Origin of the sequence: Shewanella sp. W3-18-1, assembly GCF_000015185.1 — a bacterium.
GTDB classification, from domain to species: Bacteria; Pseudomonadota; Gammaproteobacteria; order Enterobacterales; family Shewanellaceae; genus Shewanella; species Shewanella putrefaciens.
Window position 1 is genome coordinate 3,492,553 of the sequence record NC_008750.1, and the last position, 15,852, is coordinate 3,508,404.

12 protein-coding genes are annotated in these 15,852 nt (G+C 45.3%); 2 read left to right on the forward strand and 10 right to left on the reverse strand.

Annotated features, from left to right (window positions below; all coding sequences use genetic code 11):
• Window positions 1-309: 309 nt before the first annotated feature.
• Window positions 310-1,863 (forward strand): peptide MFS transporter, encoded by a 1,554-nt coding sequence (locus tag SPUTW3181_RS15915; protein ID WP_014610092.1) that lies wholly within the window; start codon window positions 310-312, stop codon window positions 1,861-1,863.
• 522 nt (window positions 1,864-2,385) lie between these two features.
• Window positions 2,386-3,393 carry an LLM class flavin-dependent oxidoreductase gene (locus SPUTW3181_RS15920; RefSeq protein ID WP_011790331.1) on the forward strand — a complete coding sequence of 336 codons (1,008 nt, stop codon included), beginning with the start codon at window positions 2,386-2,388 and terminating at the stop codon, window positions 3,391-3,393.
• Window positions 3,394-3,539: 146 nt separating this feature from the next.
• On the opposite strand, the gene gabT is transcribed toward SPUTW3181_RS15920, so the two are convergent.
• The 10 genes from gabT to SPUTW3181_RS15970 all read right to left on the reverse strand — a co-directional run bounded on the left by gabT (window position 3,540) and on the right by SPUTW3181_RS15970 (window position 15,715).
• The gene (gabT, locus tag SPUTW3181_RS15925) at window positions 3,540-4,817 is read right to left on the reverse strand and encodes a 4-aminobutyrate--2-oxoglutarate transaminase (protein ID WP_011790332.1); all 1,278 of its coding nucleotides are present in this window, start codon (window positions 4,815-4,817) and stop codon (window positions 3,540-3,542) included.
• A gap of 32 nt (window positions 4,818-4,849) precedes the next feature.
• A complete protein-coding gene (gabD, locus tag SPUTW3181_RS15930) occupies window positions 4,850-6,298 on the reverse strand; it encodes an NADP-dependent succinate-semialdehyde dehydrogenase (RefSeq protein WP_011790333.1) in 1,449 nt (482 codons plus the stop codon).
• A gap of 50 nt (window positions 6,299-6,348) precedes the next feature.
• Complete coding sequence (locus SPUTW3181_RS15935; protein ID WP_011790334.1) at window positions 6,349-7,635, reverse strand: NAD(P)/FAD-dependent oxidoreductase; 1,287 nt, start codon at window positions 7,633-7,635, stop codon at window positions 6,349-6,351.
• A 257-nt stretch (window positions 7,636-7,892) separates the two neighbouring features.
• On the reverse strand, window positions 7,893-8,708 hold the full coding sequence (locus SPUTW3181_RS15940; RefSeq protein ID WP_011790335.1) for an ABC transporter permease subunit: 816 nt from the start codon (window positions 8,706-8,708) through the stop codon (window positions 7,893-7,895).
• Complete coding sequence (locus tag SPUTW3181_RS15945; protein ID WP_011790336.1) at window positions 8,705-9,610, reverse strand: ABC transporter permease subunit; 906 nt, start codon at window positions 9,608-9,610, stop codon at window positions 8,705-8,707. Before SPUTW3181_RS15945 ends, SPUTW3181_RS15940 begins: the two co-directional genes overlap by 4 nt.
• Window positions 9,607-10,743: a polyamine ABC transporter ATP-binding protein gene (potA, locus tag SPUTW3181_RS15950; RefSeq protein WP_011790337.1), complete on the reverse strand. Its 1,137-nt coding sequence runs from the start codon at window positions 10,741-10,743 to the stop codon at window positions 9,607-9,609. Before potA ends, SPUTW3181_RS15945 begins: the two co-directional genes overlap by 4 nt.
• Window positions 10,744-10,918: 175 nt before the next feature.
• Window positions 10,919-12,019: a polyamine ABC transporter substrate-binding protein gene (locus SPUTW3181_RS15955; RefSeq protein WP_011790338.1), complete on the reverse strand. Its 1,101-nt coding sequence runs from the start codon at window positions 12,017-12,019 to the stop codon at window positions 10,919-10,921.
• Between the two features lie 620 nt (window positions 12,020-12,639).
• Window positions 12,640-13,995, reverse strand: coding sequence for a glutamine synthetase family protein (locus tag SPUTW3181_RS15960; RefSeq protein ID WP_011790339.1), 1,356 nt, complete (start codon window positions 13,993-13,995; stop codon window positions 12,640-12,642).
• Window positions 13,996-13,997: 2 nt separating this feature from the next.
• Window positions 13,998-14,759, reverse strand: coding sequence for a gamma-glutamyl-gamma-aminobutyrate hydrolase family protein (locus SPUTW3181_RS15965; RefSeq protein ID WP_011790340.1), 762 nt, complete (start codon window positions 14,757-14,759; stop codon window positions 13,998-14,000).
• Window positions 14,760-15,166: 407 nt separating this feature from the next.
• Window positions 15,167-15,715 (reverse strand): cupin domain-containing protein, encoded by a 549-nt coding sequence (locus tag SPUTW3181_RS15970; RefSeq protein ID WP_011790341.1) that lies wholly within the window; start codon window positions 15,713-15,715, stop codon window positions 15,167-15,169.
• Window positions 15,716-15,852: the final 137 nt, after the last annotated feature.

Genomic DNA, 15,852 nt, shown 5'->3' on the forward strand with positions numbered 1-15,852 from the left:
TTTTGATCTGATTAATTTTTATATTGGCTTACCTGCCTTAAAAATAGCACTCCATATAGGTATTACCAGTGATCAAGATAGATATTTGTTAATCATAAGTAAAATATTTGAGAGGCAACCGCCTAATAATGCGGCAAAGCTCGATAAGCTTCGTTAAATCTGCTCCCTCTATTTATTAATCTCAACTTAAAATACATAAATTGATTTGTAACAAAGTCTTTTATGCCGCTTAGCACCATTGGTTTGCAATCCTTATCGCCTTATACTCTTGCCCTCAAACACAAAACAACAAAAATGGAAGCAAGCTATATGACTCTTGGTACCAATCAGGTAAGCAAGACACATTCATTTATGACTGTATCTCTTATTGAATTATGGGAACGCTTTGGTTATTACGGCATGCAAGCGCTGATTGTCTACTTTATGGTGCAGCGCCTTGGCTTTGATGACTCACGTGCAAACTTAGTCTGGAGTGCTTGTGCGGCACTCATTTATGTATCACCGGCCATCGGCGGTTGGGTTGGGGATAAGATCCTCGGCACAAAACGCACTATGCTGCTCGGTGCAGGGATCCTCTCTCTAGGGTATGCGCTAATGGCCGTACCCACTGAAAATACGTGGTTTATGTTCTCTGCGCTCGGCGTGATTGTGGTCGGTAACGGCCTATTCAAACCGAATGCGGGCAACTTAGTTCGTAAAATCTATGAAGGTGACGATTCTAAAATCGACAGTGCTTTTACCATCTATTATATGGCGGTAAACGTAGGTTCAACCTTCTCCATGTTACTCACGCCTTGGATTAAAGATTACGTTAACGCCCAGTATGGCAACGAATTTGGCTGGCATGCAGCCTTTGCCGTATGTTGTGTAGGCTTACTTGTCGGTTTAGGTAACTATGCGCTTATGCATAAGAGCCTAGCAAACTATGGATCTGAGCCTGATACGCGCCCAGTCAACAAGAAGAACCTTGCCATTGTATTAATACTCTCAGCACTTTCCGTGGTCGCATCGGCGATTATTCTTGAATATGAAGATGTTGCCCGTGTATTCGTTTATGCCGCGGGTGTGGCTGTGTTAGGGATTTTCTTCCATTTGATTCGTACCAGTGAACCAAGTGAGCGCGCTGGACTTATCGCGGCGCTTATTCTCACGGTGCAAACGGTATTCTTCTTTATCTTCTATCAACAAATGTCAACGTCACTTGCCCTCTTTGCGCTACGTAACGTCGATTGGGATTTCCAAGTTTTTGGTACTCATTTATGGACTTGGTCTCCAGCACAGTTCCAAGCACTTAACCCAATCTGGATCATGGTGTTAAGCCCTGTTCTGGCGTGGAGTTATTCGTGGGCAGGTCGCAATGATAAAGACTTTTCTATCGCGGCGAAATTTGCACTTGGTTTTGCCGTAGTGGCGATTGGCTTCTTTATCTATGGTTTTGCAGGTCAATTTGCCGTCAATGGTAAAACCTCCTCGTGGATCATGATCTGGGGTTATGCCTCTTACTCTTTAGGTGAACTGCTCGTGAGCGGCTTAGGTCTTGCGATGATTGCTCGCTATGTACCTGCGCGCATGGGAGGCTTTATGATGGGCGCCTATTTTGTGGCATCAGGCATTTCACAATATTTAGGTGGGGTTGTCGCCAACTTTGCCAGTGTGCCACAGGATTTAGTCGATCCATTGCAAACATTACCTGTGTATACCAGTCTATTCAACAAATTAGGGATTGCAGCCGTGGTTTGTACCTTTATCGCCTTAGCCGTATTGCCGCTAATGCGTCGCCTAACGGACAGCCACCATTCACATAATGTGATTGATGATGACAGTGCCGCTGCATCACTGCGCGATGTAAAAGCCGAGCAGTAATGCTTAACTGGCGATAGCCAGTGATCTTTACATAACATCAACTGCCGATAGCCCTGCTATCGGCAGTTTTTTATCACCTCATTCAACATCGTTTATACCCTTATATTGCTACTCATAACCAAATGAGCTTTAGCAAAAGTCATGCAATCCCACTGTGACTGGCTTAGCGCTGAGTTGCTGAGAATAAGAACTTCAGTTCCACATTATCACCCCCCACACGCGGATGACTTCAGCCCCTCGATTTGTTACAAAGCGAATACACACTCAGTTTAATGGCGCAGCTCAAGTGCAAACTCACATGAATAACGAATGAAATAACCAAAGGGAAAGTGTTATCCGTTAAAGCTTGAGAAGTCGTGTCGTTAACCCCATATCAATAACACTGAATACCTTTTATTCATCAAGACTGAGCCGTTAACGCTTTTTCTTAGCAATGAGCCTAGCAATGCAACGAACAATACGCCTAACACTGTTAGCGCCTCTTGTTGTCGCTAGCAAAAACGGCAGTCACTTGGAGACCCTATGTCACAACAGACATCAATATTGGCCGATATTCCCTTCTCGCTATTGGAACTCGCGCCTATGCGCCAAGGATCAACCGTGGGTGAAACGCTGCACAACAGTTTGCAGTATGCCAAGGAAGCCGACCGGCTCGGCTTTAATCGTTTCTGGTTTGCCGAACACCACAATATGCCCGGTATCGCTAGCTCGGCAACCTCGGTATTAATTGGCTATATAGCGGGAAATACCGAGCGTATTCGCGTCGGTGCGGGTGGCATTATGCTGCCAAACCATGCGCCGTTAGTGGTCGCCGAACAGTTCGGTACCCTTGAAAGCTTATATCCTGGTCGAATCGATTTAGGACTAGGGCGCGCGCCCGGCAGCGATCAAATTACCAGCCGAGCACTGAACCGTGATAGCAATCGCGCCGAACAATTCCCTGAAGAAGTCAGTGAATTACAAACTCTACTTGGCTCTTACAATGGTAGCCATGCGGTGCGAGCGATTCCCGGAGAAGGCACTAATGTACCCATTTGGTTATTGGGCTCGAGTCTTTTTAGTGCACAGTTAGCGGCGCAGCGCGGCTTACCCTATGTGTTTGCGGGCCACTTTGCACCACGTTTTCTCTACGATGCGATTGAAATCTATCGCCGCGACTTTAAACCTTCTCAAGTGCTTGATAAACCCTATGTGATGCTCGGCTTGCCGTTAGTTGCCGCCGATACAGATGAAGAGGCCCAATATTTGGGCACGACCTCAAAACAGCGCGTGCTGGCACTTATCCGTGGTCACGAGTTATGGCTAAAGCCACCGGTTGACACTATGGATGGCTTATGGAGTGCGCAAGAAGAAACCTATATCGATAACTTTTTAGGTTTATCTGTTACTGGTGGCCCAGCGACAATTAAGCATCGTTTGGAAATGATCGCCAAAGAACTCGGCGTGAATGAGTTTATCTTCACCAATGACTTGTATGACCTTGATAAACGCAAGAAGGCATTGCAGATCCTAATGGAGATTAAACAGTAGCGATTCATTTAACTGATGAGTGCTGAAAGTCACTGGCAGTAAAAACAGCCAATTTCAAAACAATCGCCCCCTAATGAAAATCCCGCCGAAGCGGGATTTTCATTGAGAAAAACTGTCATCTAAAACCTTTTTATATCAAAGCGATATTAGCTTTTCAGTACAGCATCGAAACTGGCTTTAAGAATACCAAGACCCGCATCAATTTGTGCATCCGGCGCCGTTAATGGCACCAAAATACGCAGCACATTACCGTAAGTGCCGCAGGACAATAAAATCAATCCACGGTCACGGGCATCACTCAACACTTTTGCACAAGCGTTTGGCGCGGGTTTACCCTCTTCCATCAGTTCGATGGCGATCATAGCGCCTAAACCACGCACATCGGCGATTTGCGCATGTTCGACCTGCATCATATTCAGTGCTGACTTAATACGCTCGCCTATAGCATTGGCGCGGTCTAACAGCTTTTCTTCTTCGAACACTTCAATAACAGCAAGTGCTGCGGCGCAGGCTAACGGATTGCCACCATAGGTGCCACCTAAGCCTCCGGGGCCAACTGCATCCATCACCTCGGCACGACCAGTAATGCCTGAAAGTGGGAAACCACCCGCTATGGATTTAGCAAAGGTCGTGATATCTGCAGCAACACCCATTTGCTCCATGGCGAAGAAAGTGCCAGTACGACCCGCCCCCGTTTGCACTTCATCGGCGATAAGCATTATGCCTTCACGGTCGCATAGTGCCCGCAGGCGCTGCATAAAAGCGGGCGATGCGGCGTAAAAACCGCCCTCACCCTGCACAGGTTCGAGAATAATTGCGGCGATATCACTTGGCTCGGCATCATTTTTAAAGATACGTTCAATCGAGGCCATAGCATCGTCATCGGACACGCCGTGCATTTCGCACGGGAACTCAGCGCGGAACACATTCGCCGACATCAGCCCCATACCTTTACTGTAAGGCGCGACTTTTCCGGTCAATGCCAAGGCTGCGATAGTGCGACCATGGTAACCAGAGGTGAACGCAATCACGCCAGCACGTTTAGTGTAGGCGCGAGCCACTTTAACCGCGTTTTCAACCGCTTCTGAGCCGCTGGTGAATAATGCCGTCTTCTTAGCAAAATCCCCAGGTACCAGTTGATTGAGTTTTTCACATACTTTGATATAGCTCTCGTAACCGAGCACCATAAAACAGGTATGGGAGAAATTATCGAGTTGAGCAGCAACCGCCGCCTTAACCTTAGGGTGAAGATGACCCGTATTGAGCACGGCAATGCCGCCCGCAAAATCGATAAACTCGCGACCTTCAACATCCCACACGGTCGCATTTTCGGCGCGCGCAGTAAAAATAGGGTGTATTTGCCCGACACCACCCGCAACCGCGGCTTGGCGACGTGCCATCAATGAATCATTGGTTGTTGTCATTTAGTGTTCCTCACTCGCCAAATCGGGCCGTATTAAACGGACATACAGATATATTTGATTTCTAAATATTCTTCGATGCCAAACTTAGAACCTTCGCGGCCCAGCCCTGAAGATTTAATCCCACCAAAGGGCGCGACTTCCGTCGAAATCAAACCAGTGTTAACGCCAACCATGCCGTATTCCAAGGCTTCGGCGACTTTCCAAACCAATGAAATATCGCGGCCATAAAAATAGGCGGCGAGGCCAAATTCAGTATCGTTAGCCTGTTTAATCACATCGTCGACATCACTGAATTTAAACAGCGGCGCGAGTGGCCCAAAGGTTTCTTCGCGGGCAACACGCATGCTTTTATCAACATTGGTGAGTACGGTTGGCTCGAAGAAATTACCGCCAAGATCGTGGACTTTGCCACCCGCGAGCACTGATGCGCCTTTTGCAATGGCATCAATAAGGTGACTTTGCACTTTCTCGACTGCGGCAGCATTGATCAGCGGGCCAGTCGTGACCCCCTCGTTGATGCCCTCTCCAACCTTAAGCTTGCCCACAGCAGTGCTAAGTTTTAAGGCGAACTCGTCGTATACCCCGTCTTGCACATAAATGCGGTTAGCGCAGACACAAGTTTGGCCGGCATTACGGTACTTAGCTATCATGGCGCCTTCAACGGCGGCATCGATATTGGCATCGTTAAATACGATAAATGGCGCATTGCCGCCAAGCTCTAGCGACAGTTTTTTTAAGGTAGGCGCACATTGCGCCATTAATTTAATACCGATATTGGTTGAGCCCGTGAAGGATAATTTACGCACTATGGGATTAGCACACATTTCATTGCCAATCTGCACCGCATCACCCGTTAACACACTAAATACGCCCGCAGGAATACCGGCACGCTCAGCGAGTTCTGCCATCGCTAATGCGGTAAAGGGGGTTTGGTGCGCAGGTTTTACTACCATAGTGCAACCCGCAGCTAACGCTGGAGCGGCTTTGCGGGTGATCATCGCAGCAGGAAAGTTCCACGGCGTTATCGCAGCGGTTACACCGACAGGCTGCTTAATTACCATCAAGCGCTTATCCCCTTGATGCCCAGGAATGGTATCGCCATAAATACGTTTCGCTTCTTCGGCAAACCACTCGATAAACGAAGCGGCATAGGTTACTTCACCCTTGGCTTCTGCCAGCGGTTTACCCTGCTCAGTCGTCATGAGCAATGCTAAGTCATCACTGTTTTCATTGAGTAATTCAAACCAACGCCTTAACTTAGCGCCGCGCTCTTTGGCTGTGAGTGCGCGCCATGCAGGTAAAGCCGCTTCTGCCGCCTTAATCGCCATCTCAGTTTCAACTTGTCCCATATTAGGAACGTAGCCAATCACGGCATTGGTTGCGGGATTAACCACCTTTAGCGTGTCACCAGAAACGGCATCACACCATTGACCATTAATAAAAGACTGTTGACGTAGCAAACTCGGATCATTTAATTGCACAAGGATTTCCTCGTATTATGAAGCTACCTAGCTTCTTAAAAGTGATGATGTTAGAGACCTAGTTTGTCTCTTAACGTGTAATACCAAGCTCCAATAGCACTAAAAGGGACGCGAAGTGCGTGACCGCCGGGGAAAGGATAATGTGGCAATGCAGCAAAGGCATCGAAGCGCGTGGCTTGGCCGTTGAGTATTTCAGCCAGCAACTTGCCCGCCAGATGGGTATAAGTGACACCGTGGCCACTGCACCCCTGTGAATAATAGATGTTCTTACCGATACGACCGACCTGTGGCAGGCGCGACAGCGTCAGTAGGAAGTTACCCGTCCACGCATAATCGATCTTCACATCCTTTAATTGTGGGAAGGTTTTGAGCATGTTCGGAATAATGATCGATTTGATATCTGCCGGATCTCGGGCGCCATACACTACGCCGCCACCGTAAATCATCCGCTTGTCGCCAGACAGACGGAAATAATCGAGCAGATAGTTACAGTCTTCGACGCAGTAATCCTGTGGTAATAAGCTCGCAGCCAGATCGGCACTCAAAGGCTCTGTGGTGATCACTTGCGTGCCGCAGGGCATCGATTTTGCCTGCAGCTCTGGCATTAACTTACCTAGATAGGCGTTACCTGCCACGACCACAAACTTGGTTTTTACACTGCCCTGCGCCGTATGCACAACAGGGCTATCGCCCTCATCAACACGCAGCACTGCTGAGTCTTCAAAAATTTTACCGCCGAGGGATTCAACCGCGCGCGCTTCGCCTAGGGCTAAATTAAGCGGGTGAATATGACCACCGCTTTTATCCAGTAGTCCACCGACATAACGCTCAGTATTTACCACACCGCGAATGTCTTTAGCATCGAGAAGTTCGAGCTGATTAACATGGCCGTGGCTTTCCCACAGTTTTTTTTGATGACGTAGATGGCCCATTTGCTTTTCGTTCATAGCGGCAAACACACCGCCATCTTTTAGATCGCATTGAATATTATACTTAGCAATACGATCGCGGATGATTTGCCCGCCTTCAAAGGCCATCTGGCCAAAGAGTTTACCTTGTTCTTTACCGACTGTTTTTTCAATAGTATCAATGTCACGGCTATAACTATTAACGATTTGTCCGCCATTACGGCCCGAGGCGCCCCAGCCAATGCGAGCGGCTTCTAACACCACCACACTCATGCCTGATTCTAATAAATGCAGCGCAGCAGAAAGGCCGGTATAACCCGCGCCAATCACACAAACGTCGGCTTCAATCGATTCCTGTAGACGCGGACGCTCGACTTTATCGTTAGCCGATGCGGCGTAATATGATCCTGTGTGGGGTATGGCAGACATGTTGTTCCCTTGAATTCTAATGTTCATTATTTTAAACAGCTATCACATCCTACACTTTCATAAAACGAAACACTAGCCAGAAAAGCGCAATAATTTACATTTTGTTTGATATATCAAACACGCGATTATTTTTAGCTCAGTGATTCAATTATGGTGATCTTAAGTCACAGGGCTAGCCTGCAAAGCAAAGCGGGTGATGGGTGTGGAGAGAATAATTAAGGATGGCTTTGCAGAAACAAAGCCATCCCAAGATTAAGCTAATTCATTGGTGTACGGTCACGTTTCTCTGCCCGCCTTGCCATATACCAAGAAAGGAAAGCGATGAGTGAAACACACAGTATGATCAGCGTTGCCAAGGCATTAATCTTCGGCGAAACCCCTAAACGTACCGAAGAGAACACCACCATAGGCAAGGTCGTAGCACCCGGGCCCGAGGCAAAGCTTGCGATCACTAAATCATCTAATGACAAGCTAAAGGACAATAGCCACCCCGCCATTAATGCTGGAGAAATAATGGGCACAGTGATAAGGAAAAAGGTCTTTAGCGGGGTAGCGCCTAAGTCCATAGCGGCCTCTTCGATTGACATATCTAGCTCACGTAATCTTGATGACACCACCACAGCTACATAGGCGGCACAAAATGTTGAGTGTGCAATCCACACCGTCACCATGCCCCGTTCCCTTGGCCAGCCTAATAAATCTGCCATATGCACAAACAGTAAAAGCAAAGACAAACCTGTGATCACCTCAGGCATTACCAACGGGGCGGTAATCATGTTCGACAGAGTCAGCTTTGCCCATGAACGCTTAAAACGTGTCATCACAAAGGCTGCCATAGTGCCGATAATGACCGCCATTGTTGAGCTATAAAACGCTATACGCAGACTGGTCCATACGGCATCTAAAATCTGTTGATCTTGAAATAATTCACCATACCATTTAGGGGAAAATCCTCCCCAAACGGTCACGAGCTTGGAGTCATTAAATGAGTAAATAACAAGGATCAGCATAGGTGCGTACAAAAAAATCAGTCCGAACCACAACATCACAGAAGAAAAACTTAACTTTTTCATAGGTCTTTCTCCAAGCTACGCGCTTGATAGCGATGGAATAAAGTAATAGGAATAATCAAGAGTGCCAACATGACAATCGCCAGTGATGACGCCACAGGCCAGTCACGATTATTGAAAAATTCTTGCCACAGCACTTTACCTATCATTAATGAATCAGGACCGCCAAGTAATTCGGGGATCACAAACTCACCCACTGCAGGAATAAACACCAACATGGAACCTGCAATCACACCGCTTTTAGAGAGTGGGAAAGTGATTTTCCAGAAGGTATTTAAACGACTTGAACCTAAGTCCGATGCGGCCTCAATTAAACTCATATCGAGTTTCACTAAATTGGCGTATAGCGGCAGGATCATAAAGGGTAAATAGGCATAAATGATGCCGATATACACTGCAATATTGGTATTTAAAATTTGTAATGGCTCAGAGATAACACCTAACCATATGAGTGCATTATTAATAATGCCAGTATTGCTGAGCAATCCCATCCAAGCATAAACGCGAATTAAGAACGAGGTCCATGAGGGCAACATCACCAGTAATAGCAAAACTGTCTGCAAACGCGCGGGGGCACGGGCGATGGCATAAGCCATGGGATAACCAATGATCAAGCAGCCTAAAGTAGAAATAAATGCGGTTTTCAACGAACTCAGATAGGCCGAATAATAAAGCGAATCATCAAGTAACATCAGATAGTTACCTAGATGCAAAAAAATATTTAGCACATCATCTGCGTATTGGAACGTCGGCTCATAGGGTGGGATAGCGATAGCCGCCGTTGAAAAACTGATCTTGAGCACAATCGCAAAAGGTAAGGCAAAAAATAACAGCAGCCACGCATAGGGCAATCCTATGGTCCAGAAGCGTCCCCTTGGCCATTTTAATCTTGAGAGTAATTTCATGATCTCAACACCACGCCACTGGTGTCCTCCCAACTGATAAACACTTCATCATCCCAAGTAGCATGATCGGCACGGCGTTCACGGTTAGTCATACTACACTGTACAATTTGGCCATTCTCTAAGCGAATGTAATACACTGATATACCACCTAAGTAAGCGATATCATGCACAATACCTTTCGCCCAATTATATTCACCTTCGGGTTGCTCACGGCTAATGATCGTCTTTTCAGGGCGTACCGCTAACCATACATGCTTATCTTCAAGGCTGGTCGTTACTCCGTAGCCGACATAAAAAGATTGAGCTAATTCATTGGGTTTAATGATCAAATGGTCAACTTCATCCACTTCAATTTCACCACCAAACAAATTCACTGAACCAATAAACTCGGCAATCATACGACTGTTCGGGCTTTCGTAAATGTCCATCGGTGAGCCTGTTTGAGCAATCCAGCCATCACTCATAATGGCAATCCGTCCGGCCATAGTCATCGCTTCTTCTTGATCGTGAGTCACCATTACGCAAGTCACACCAACACGCTCAAGAATTTCAACCACTTCGAGTTGCATCTGGGTACGCAGCTTTTTATCCAATGCGCCCATAGGTTCATCAAGCAGCAATAATTTAGGACGCTTAGCAAGCGAGCGTGCCAGCGCAACACGCTGACGCTGACCGCCAGATAACTGGTGAGGTTTACGCTTCCCATATTGTTCCATGTGCACAAGTTTAAGCATCTCTTGCACGCGCTGCTCAATTTCAGCTTTAGGTAGCTTGTCTTGCTTCAAACCAAAAGCAATATTTTGCGCCACCGTCATATGGGGAAATAAAGCATAGGATTGAAACATCATATTGATAGGACGTTCGTAGGGCGGTAAGTCGGTGATATCTTCACCATCAAGATAAATGCGGCCCGATGTCGGTTTTTCAAAGCCTGCGAGCATACGCAGTAAAGTCGATTTCCCAGATCCAGAACCACCAAGTAAGGCGAAAATTTCACCTTTATTGATCGTCAATGACACATCATCAACTGCACGTACATCGTCGAATAATTTACTGACCCGCTCAATCTTGAGCAGTACATGTTCTTGCGTCTTTGTTGTGGGTTTATTGGTGACGCCCGAGGTGCTTGCCATAATACTTCTCCGCCCAAATACCGATACGCTTCGCGTTCAAGTCTTGAGATTTACGCAATAAATGAATGATAAGGCTAACTCTGTTTATCCATCCAAGCCCGGTTTTGAAAGGGGTTTTCCCCTCTGCAAATGAATAAACTAAAGCAGGGGCAAGCTAAACTTGCCCCAAAATCGATTATTTACCTGATTTCACTTTGGTCCAAACGCGGGTTAATACACGTTGGATTTTTAAAGGACGGACTTCGCCGATATACAATTTATCTAACACTTCTTTAGATGGATAAATCGCAGGATCGGTGCGAACAGCTTCATCAACCAAAGGTTGAGCAGGGTCATTAGGATTAGCATACGCCACATAGTTAGAAATAGGCGCAATCACTTCTGGACGTAATAAATAGTTGATAAACTTATGCGCATTTTCAATATTTTTAGCATCGGCAGGGATAGCTAACATATCAAACCAAAGGTTTGCGCCTTCTTTTGGAATGGAGTAACCGATCTTATTGCCATTACCCGCCTCATCGGCACGTGCTGCCGCTTGGAATACATCTCCAGAGAAACCATAAGCAACACAGATATCCCCGTTGGCAAGGTCAGAAATATAACGAGATGAATGGAAGTATGTTACATAAGGGCGAATTTTTTCCAGCAACTCACCCGCTTTTTCATAATCTTCAGCTTTAGCACTATTGGGATCTAAGCCTAAATAAATCATGGCCTGTGGCACCATATCGTCGGCAGAATCCAACATAGCAAAGCCACACTTAGCGATTTTTTCGGCATATTTAGGGTTGAAGATCAGTTCCATAGAATCAAATGGCGCATCTTCACCCACGGCCGCTTTCACTTTGTCGATATTGTAACCTATACCATTAGTTCCCCATAAATAGGGCACTGCGTACTGGTTACCAGGATCGGCCTTTTCAAGCTGCTTCATATGCTCCGCGTTGAGATTTTTAAAGTTACTCAATTTAGAACGATCTAATGGCTTAAAAGCACCCGCTTTAATTTGTTTCGCTAAAAAGTGATTGGAAGGAACGACGATGTCATAACCGCTACGGCCAGACAATAACTTAGCCTCTAGCACCTCGTTACTATCAAATACATCGTAAATAACCCGAATGCCTGTTTCTTTCTTGAAGTTTTCTAAGGTATCTTCCGCGATATAATCAGACCAGTTATATACGCGAACCACTTCCTCAGCTTGAACAGTAACACTTGCTAGCACGCCTGTGGTCACTAAAGCCAAGGTGGTCATCTTATTAAATAGCTTCATGCTTTCTCCTTTCTCGGGTAGCAGAATTGCCTATATCAATCCTGAAATTGTGTCACCGACCAACAGCTCGGTTATTGTTGTTATTCTCGACCAATGCTACACCTTAAAAACCGCATCGGCAGTCTTCACAGCACCATAATCATGCCTTCTGTTTGAGGTGACTGCAATTTGTTCGTAATCAGATTTCATGCCAAACCTACTAATTTGTTCAGATTGCATTATCAATCATAAAAACAGACTAGATATGAAAAATCCGCTACATATTGCAACATAAAGACAAATGTCTCAAGTCCCTAAAACAAGGATAAAGCCTATCGCATCAAATCCATTTTTAGCATTACTAACAATAGGTTAATAAAAATAAATCTGATACTACCTCCTATGTTAGTGCTAAATTTAAAAAATCTTTCGATTGAGGCCCTTACTGCATGGCTTATCGAATTACCCTTTAAGCTTAATAAGAATAGTTGAAGATATTTTATTCAAAAAATTCTGCACCAAAGTAAAGCAAAATCACCACTATGGTGCAGGGGTTTTCTAACTAATTTAGCCACACCATTTATCCGCATATCGAAACTATGTAAAAATTAGTGACTAATTTATGTTCAAACCTGCATAGATTACACACTTAACAGCAAGAACTCCCGTTCCCACGAACTCACTACACGGCGGAAGTTTTCAAGTTCGGCTTGTTTTACTGCCACAAATCCTGTGGTGAACGACTCACCTAAATACTCCTTACAAGCGTCACTTTCTTCCATTGCTGCCAATGCCTCTTCTAACGTCAATGGTAAGCAATGGGGATTGTTGCTTCGACTTTCATTTGATTTACCTTGAACGGGCGTTGATGGTTTGAGCTTTTCTACCATACCGATATAACCGCAGAGTAAGCTCGCTGCAATAGCGAGATAACAGTTAGCATCCGCGCCTGGAATACGGTTTTCGATACGGCGATTTTGTGGCGACGATTCTGGTATACGTAAACCACAGGTACGGTTTTCAACCCCCCATTCCAAATTTACCGGTGCCGATGTTCCGGGCAAAAAGCGGCGGAACGAATTAGCATTGGGCGCCATTAATGGCAGTAACTCAGGAATAAATTTTTGTAACCCAGCGATATAACTCAAAAATAATGCACTTTGAGTACCATCTTCATTAGTAAAAATATTCTTACCCGTTTCTTTATTAATCACACTCTGGTGAATATGCATCGCACTACCTGGTTCATCTGTAACAGGTTTCGCCATAAAAGTAGCGCAAACATCATGCTTTAATGCCGCTTCACGCAGGGTACGCTTAAAGATAAAAACTTGATCAGCAAGCGATAATGGATTGCCATGACTGAAGTTAATCTCCATCTGTGCGGGTCCATCTTCATGGATCAAGGTATCGATATCTAAACCTTGGATTTCGCACCAGTCATACATATCTTCAAACAGTGGGTCGTATTCATTAGCCGCATCAATAGAAAAAGATTGGCGACCCGCTTCTGGTCTACCCGAACGACCAATAGGAGGCTTTAAGGGTAAATCGTGGTCGTCACTGCGACGAGTTAAATAAAACTCCATTTCGGGCGCAATAACGGGCTCCCATCCCTGTTCATCATACAGAGACAACACTTTTTTCAACACGTTACGCGGTGAAAGCTCTATGGGGTTGCCCATTCTGTCGTAGCAATCGTGAATAACCTGAGCCGTAGCTTCGATTGTCCATGGCAACATGAAGACCGCGTTTTCGTCAGGGACACATACAAAATCAATATCCGCATCGTCGAGTAACCGGTAGTAGATTTCATCGTCAACAAAATCCCCTGTGACTGTTTGTAGCAATACACTCTCTGGCAAGCGCATGCCTTTTTCATCGAGAAACTTATCGACGGGTGCGATCTTGCCGCGAGCGATGCCAGTCATATCACTGATAACACATTCGACTTCTGTGATTTTTCGTTCTTTTAAAAAAGCGATTAGCTTATTCATTATTATTTCACTCGAGTTTTAGCCCTACGTCGGCAGGCATCACCAAACGCATTGAAAATAGAGAGGTAAAATGGATTTTCAGCCACTTTCCACTCTGGATGCCACTGCACACCAAGGGCAAATTCTTTGGTATCGATTACGGAGAAGGCCTCCACTAATCCATCTGGAGCATAAGCTTCTGGCCGTAACCCAACACCCAAACGCGCCACGCCTTGAGTATGAACAGAGTTAACCTCTGCAGAGTTACGGCCCCAAGCCTCGTAAATGACCCCCCCAGGCTCAACAGTAATACTGTGTGACGGCCCATATTGCACCTCTAAAGCGGCATTTTCATTTTCTCTATGTTCGATCAAACCAGCAACTTCATATAACTTTTGATGCAAGCTGCCACCAAAGGCCACATTCATTTCTTGAAAACCACGACATATTCCGAGTACAGGCACTCCTGCCGCAATAGCAGCGTGGATTAATGGCAAGGTAGTGGCGTCACGTTTGGGATCATGGTGAGTACCAGTCTCACTCGGTTGACCTGCATAATGGCGTGGCTCAACATTAGAAGGAGACCCCGTAAACAAAATGCCATCAAGCCGTGCCAAGATACTGTCAATAGGTGAATCATGCCCGAGTGATGGGATCACCAAAGGCCAGCCTTTCGCACCATCAACAACACCTAAAAGATATTTTTCACCAACAATATTAAACGGATGTGAACCCAATTGTTGATTACACGCAATAACACCAATGAGGGGTAACTCTGCAGACATAACTCACCTTAGGGTCTCATTTTACTAGCATATCGAACACTTTAACTTTAAATGTTCATTTTTTCACACAGTACACCGAAATTTAAAACTAGGCAAGAGGTTATCTATTTGTTAAATCCACTGTCCATACCGTTTTTATTTTTTATGAATAACATCGTGTTAGCTGCTATTGTTCGTTCGTTTCAACAATAGCACTCTAGTAGTCTGCTGTAATTAAAGACGAATAAAGCCATGGAGAGTGAACATCAATGGCATCATTGAAAGTTCATTTGACTAATATTATTTACACAGGGAAGGAATACTTAAAAGATAACGCGGCGAGCTATTGGGTAAAAAGATAAACAATGACTCTGAAAATAAGCTCGCCGCTCTATTCTAAATAGAGCAGCGCAACAAAATAGGGAAAATTAGAAGTTTGCAGGTGTCGTTGCACTAATGAGTCGGCAAGGCTCATCGAAAGGATTACGGAATCGATGGGGTAGCTCACTGTTAAAATAATAACTGTCACCCGTTTCCAAAATATACACTTCATCCCCTACAGTGAGTTCGAATTTACCTTCTATCACCATTGCGGCCTCTTCGCCTTGATGTTTTAACATCTCTTCACCGGTATCTGAACCCGGTGGATAAGTTTCACTCATTACAGACATAGCCCGGTTTGGATAATCACGGCCAATTAACTTAAATTCTAGCGGCCCTGTGCCTATATCAAGCAGTTCATCGGATCGATATACCACTTTTTGTTCACACTCTGATGTGGCTTCAATAGAGAAAAAGTCCACTAAAGACATCGGGATACCCGACAATACTTTTTTTAAAGAACTGACAGATGGGCTAACACTGTTTTTTTCGATCATTGAAATCGTACTGTTAGTCACACCAGCACGTTTAGCTAATTCCCGCTGAGATAAGCCTTTCATTTTTCGAACAGTTTTGAGACTGGCACCAATATCCAAATTTCACATCCCCCAAAAGGTTCGGGCAACCCCCGATAGATGACGAACAGATTGTTCAGGATAAACATCATCCCAAATGTATTCACACCCCAAAAGCACCTGAATTAACGCTTTAATTGTATTCTATAGAAAAAATG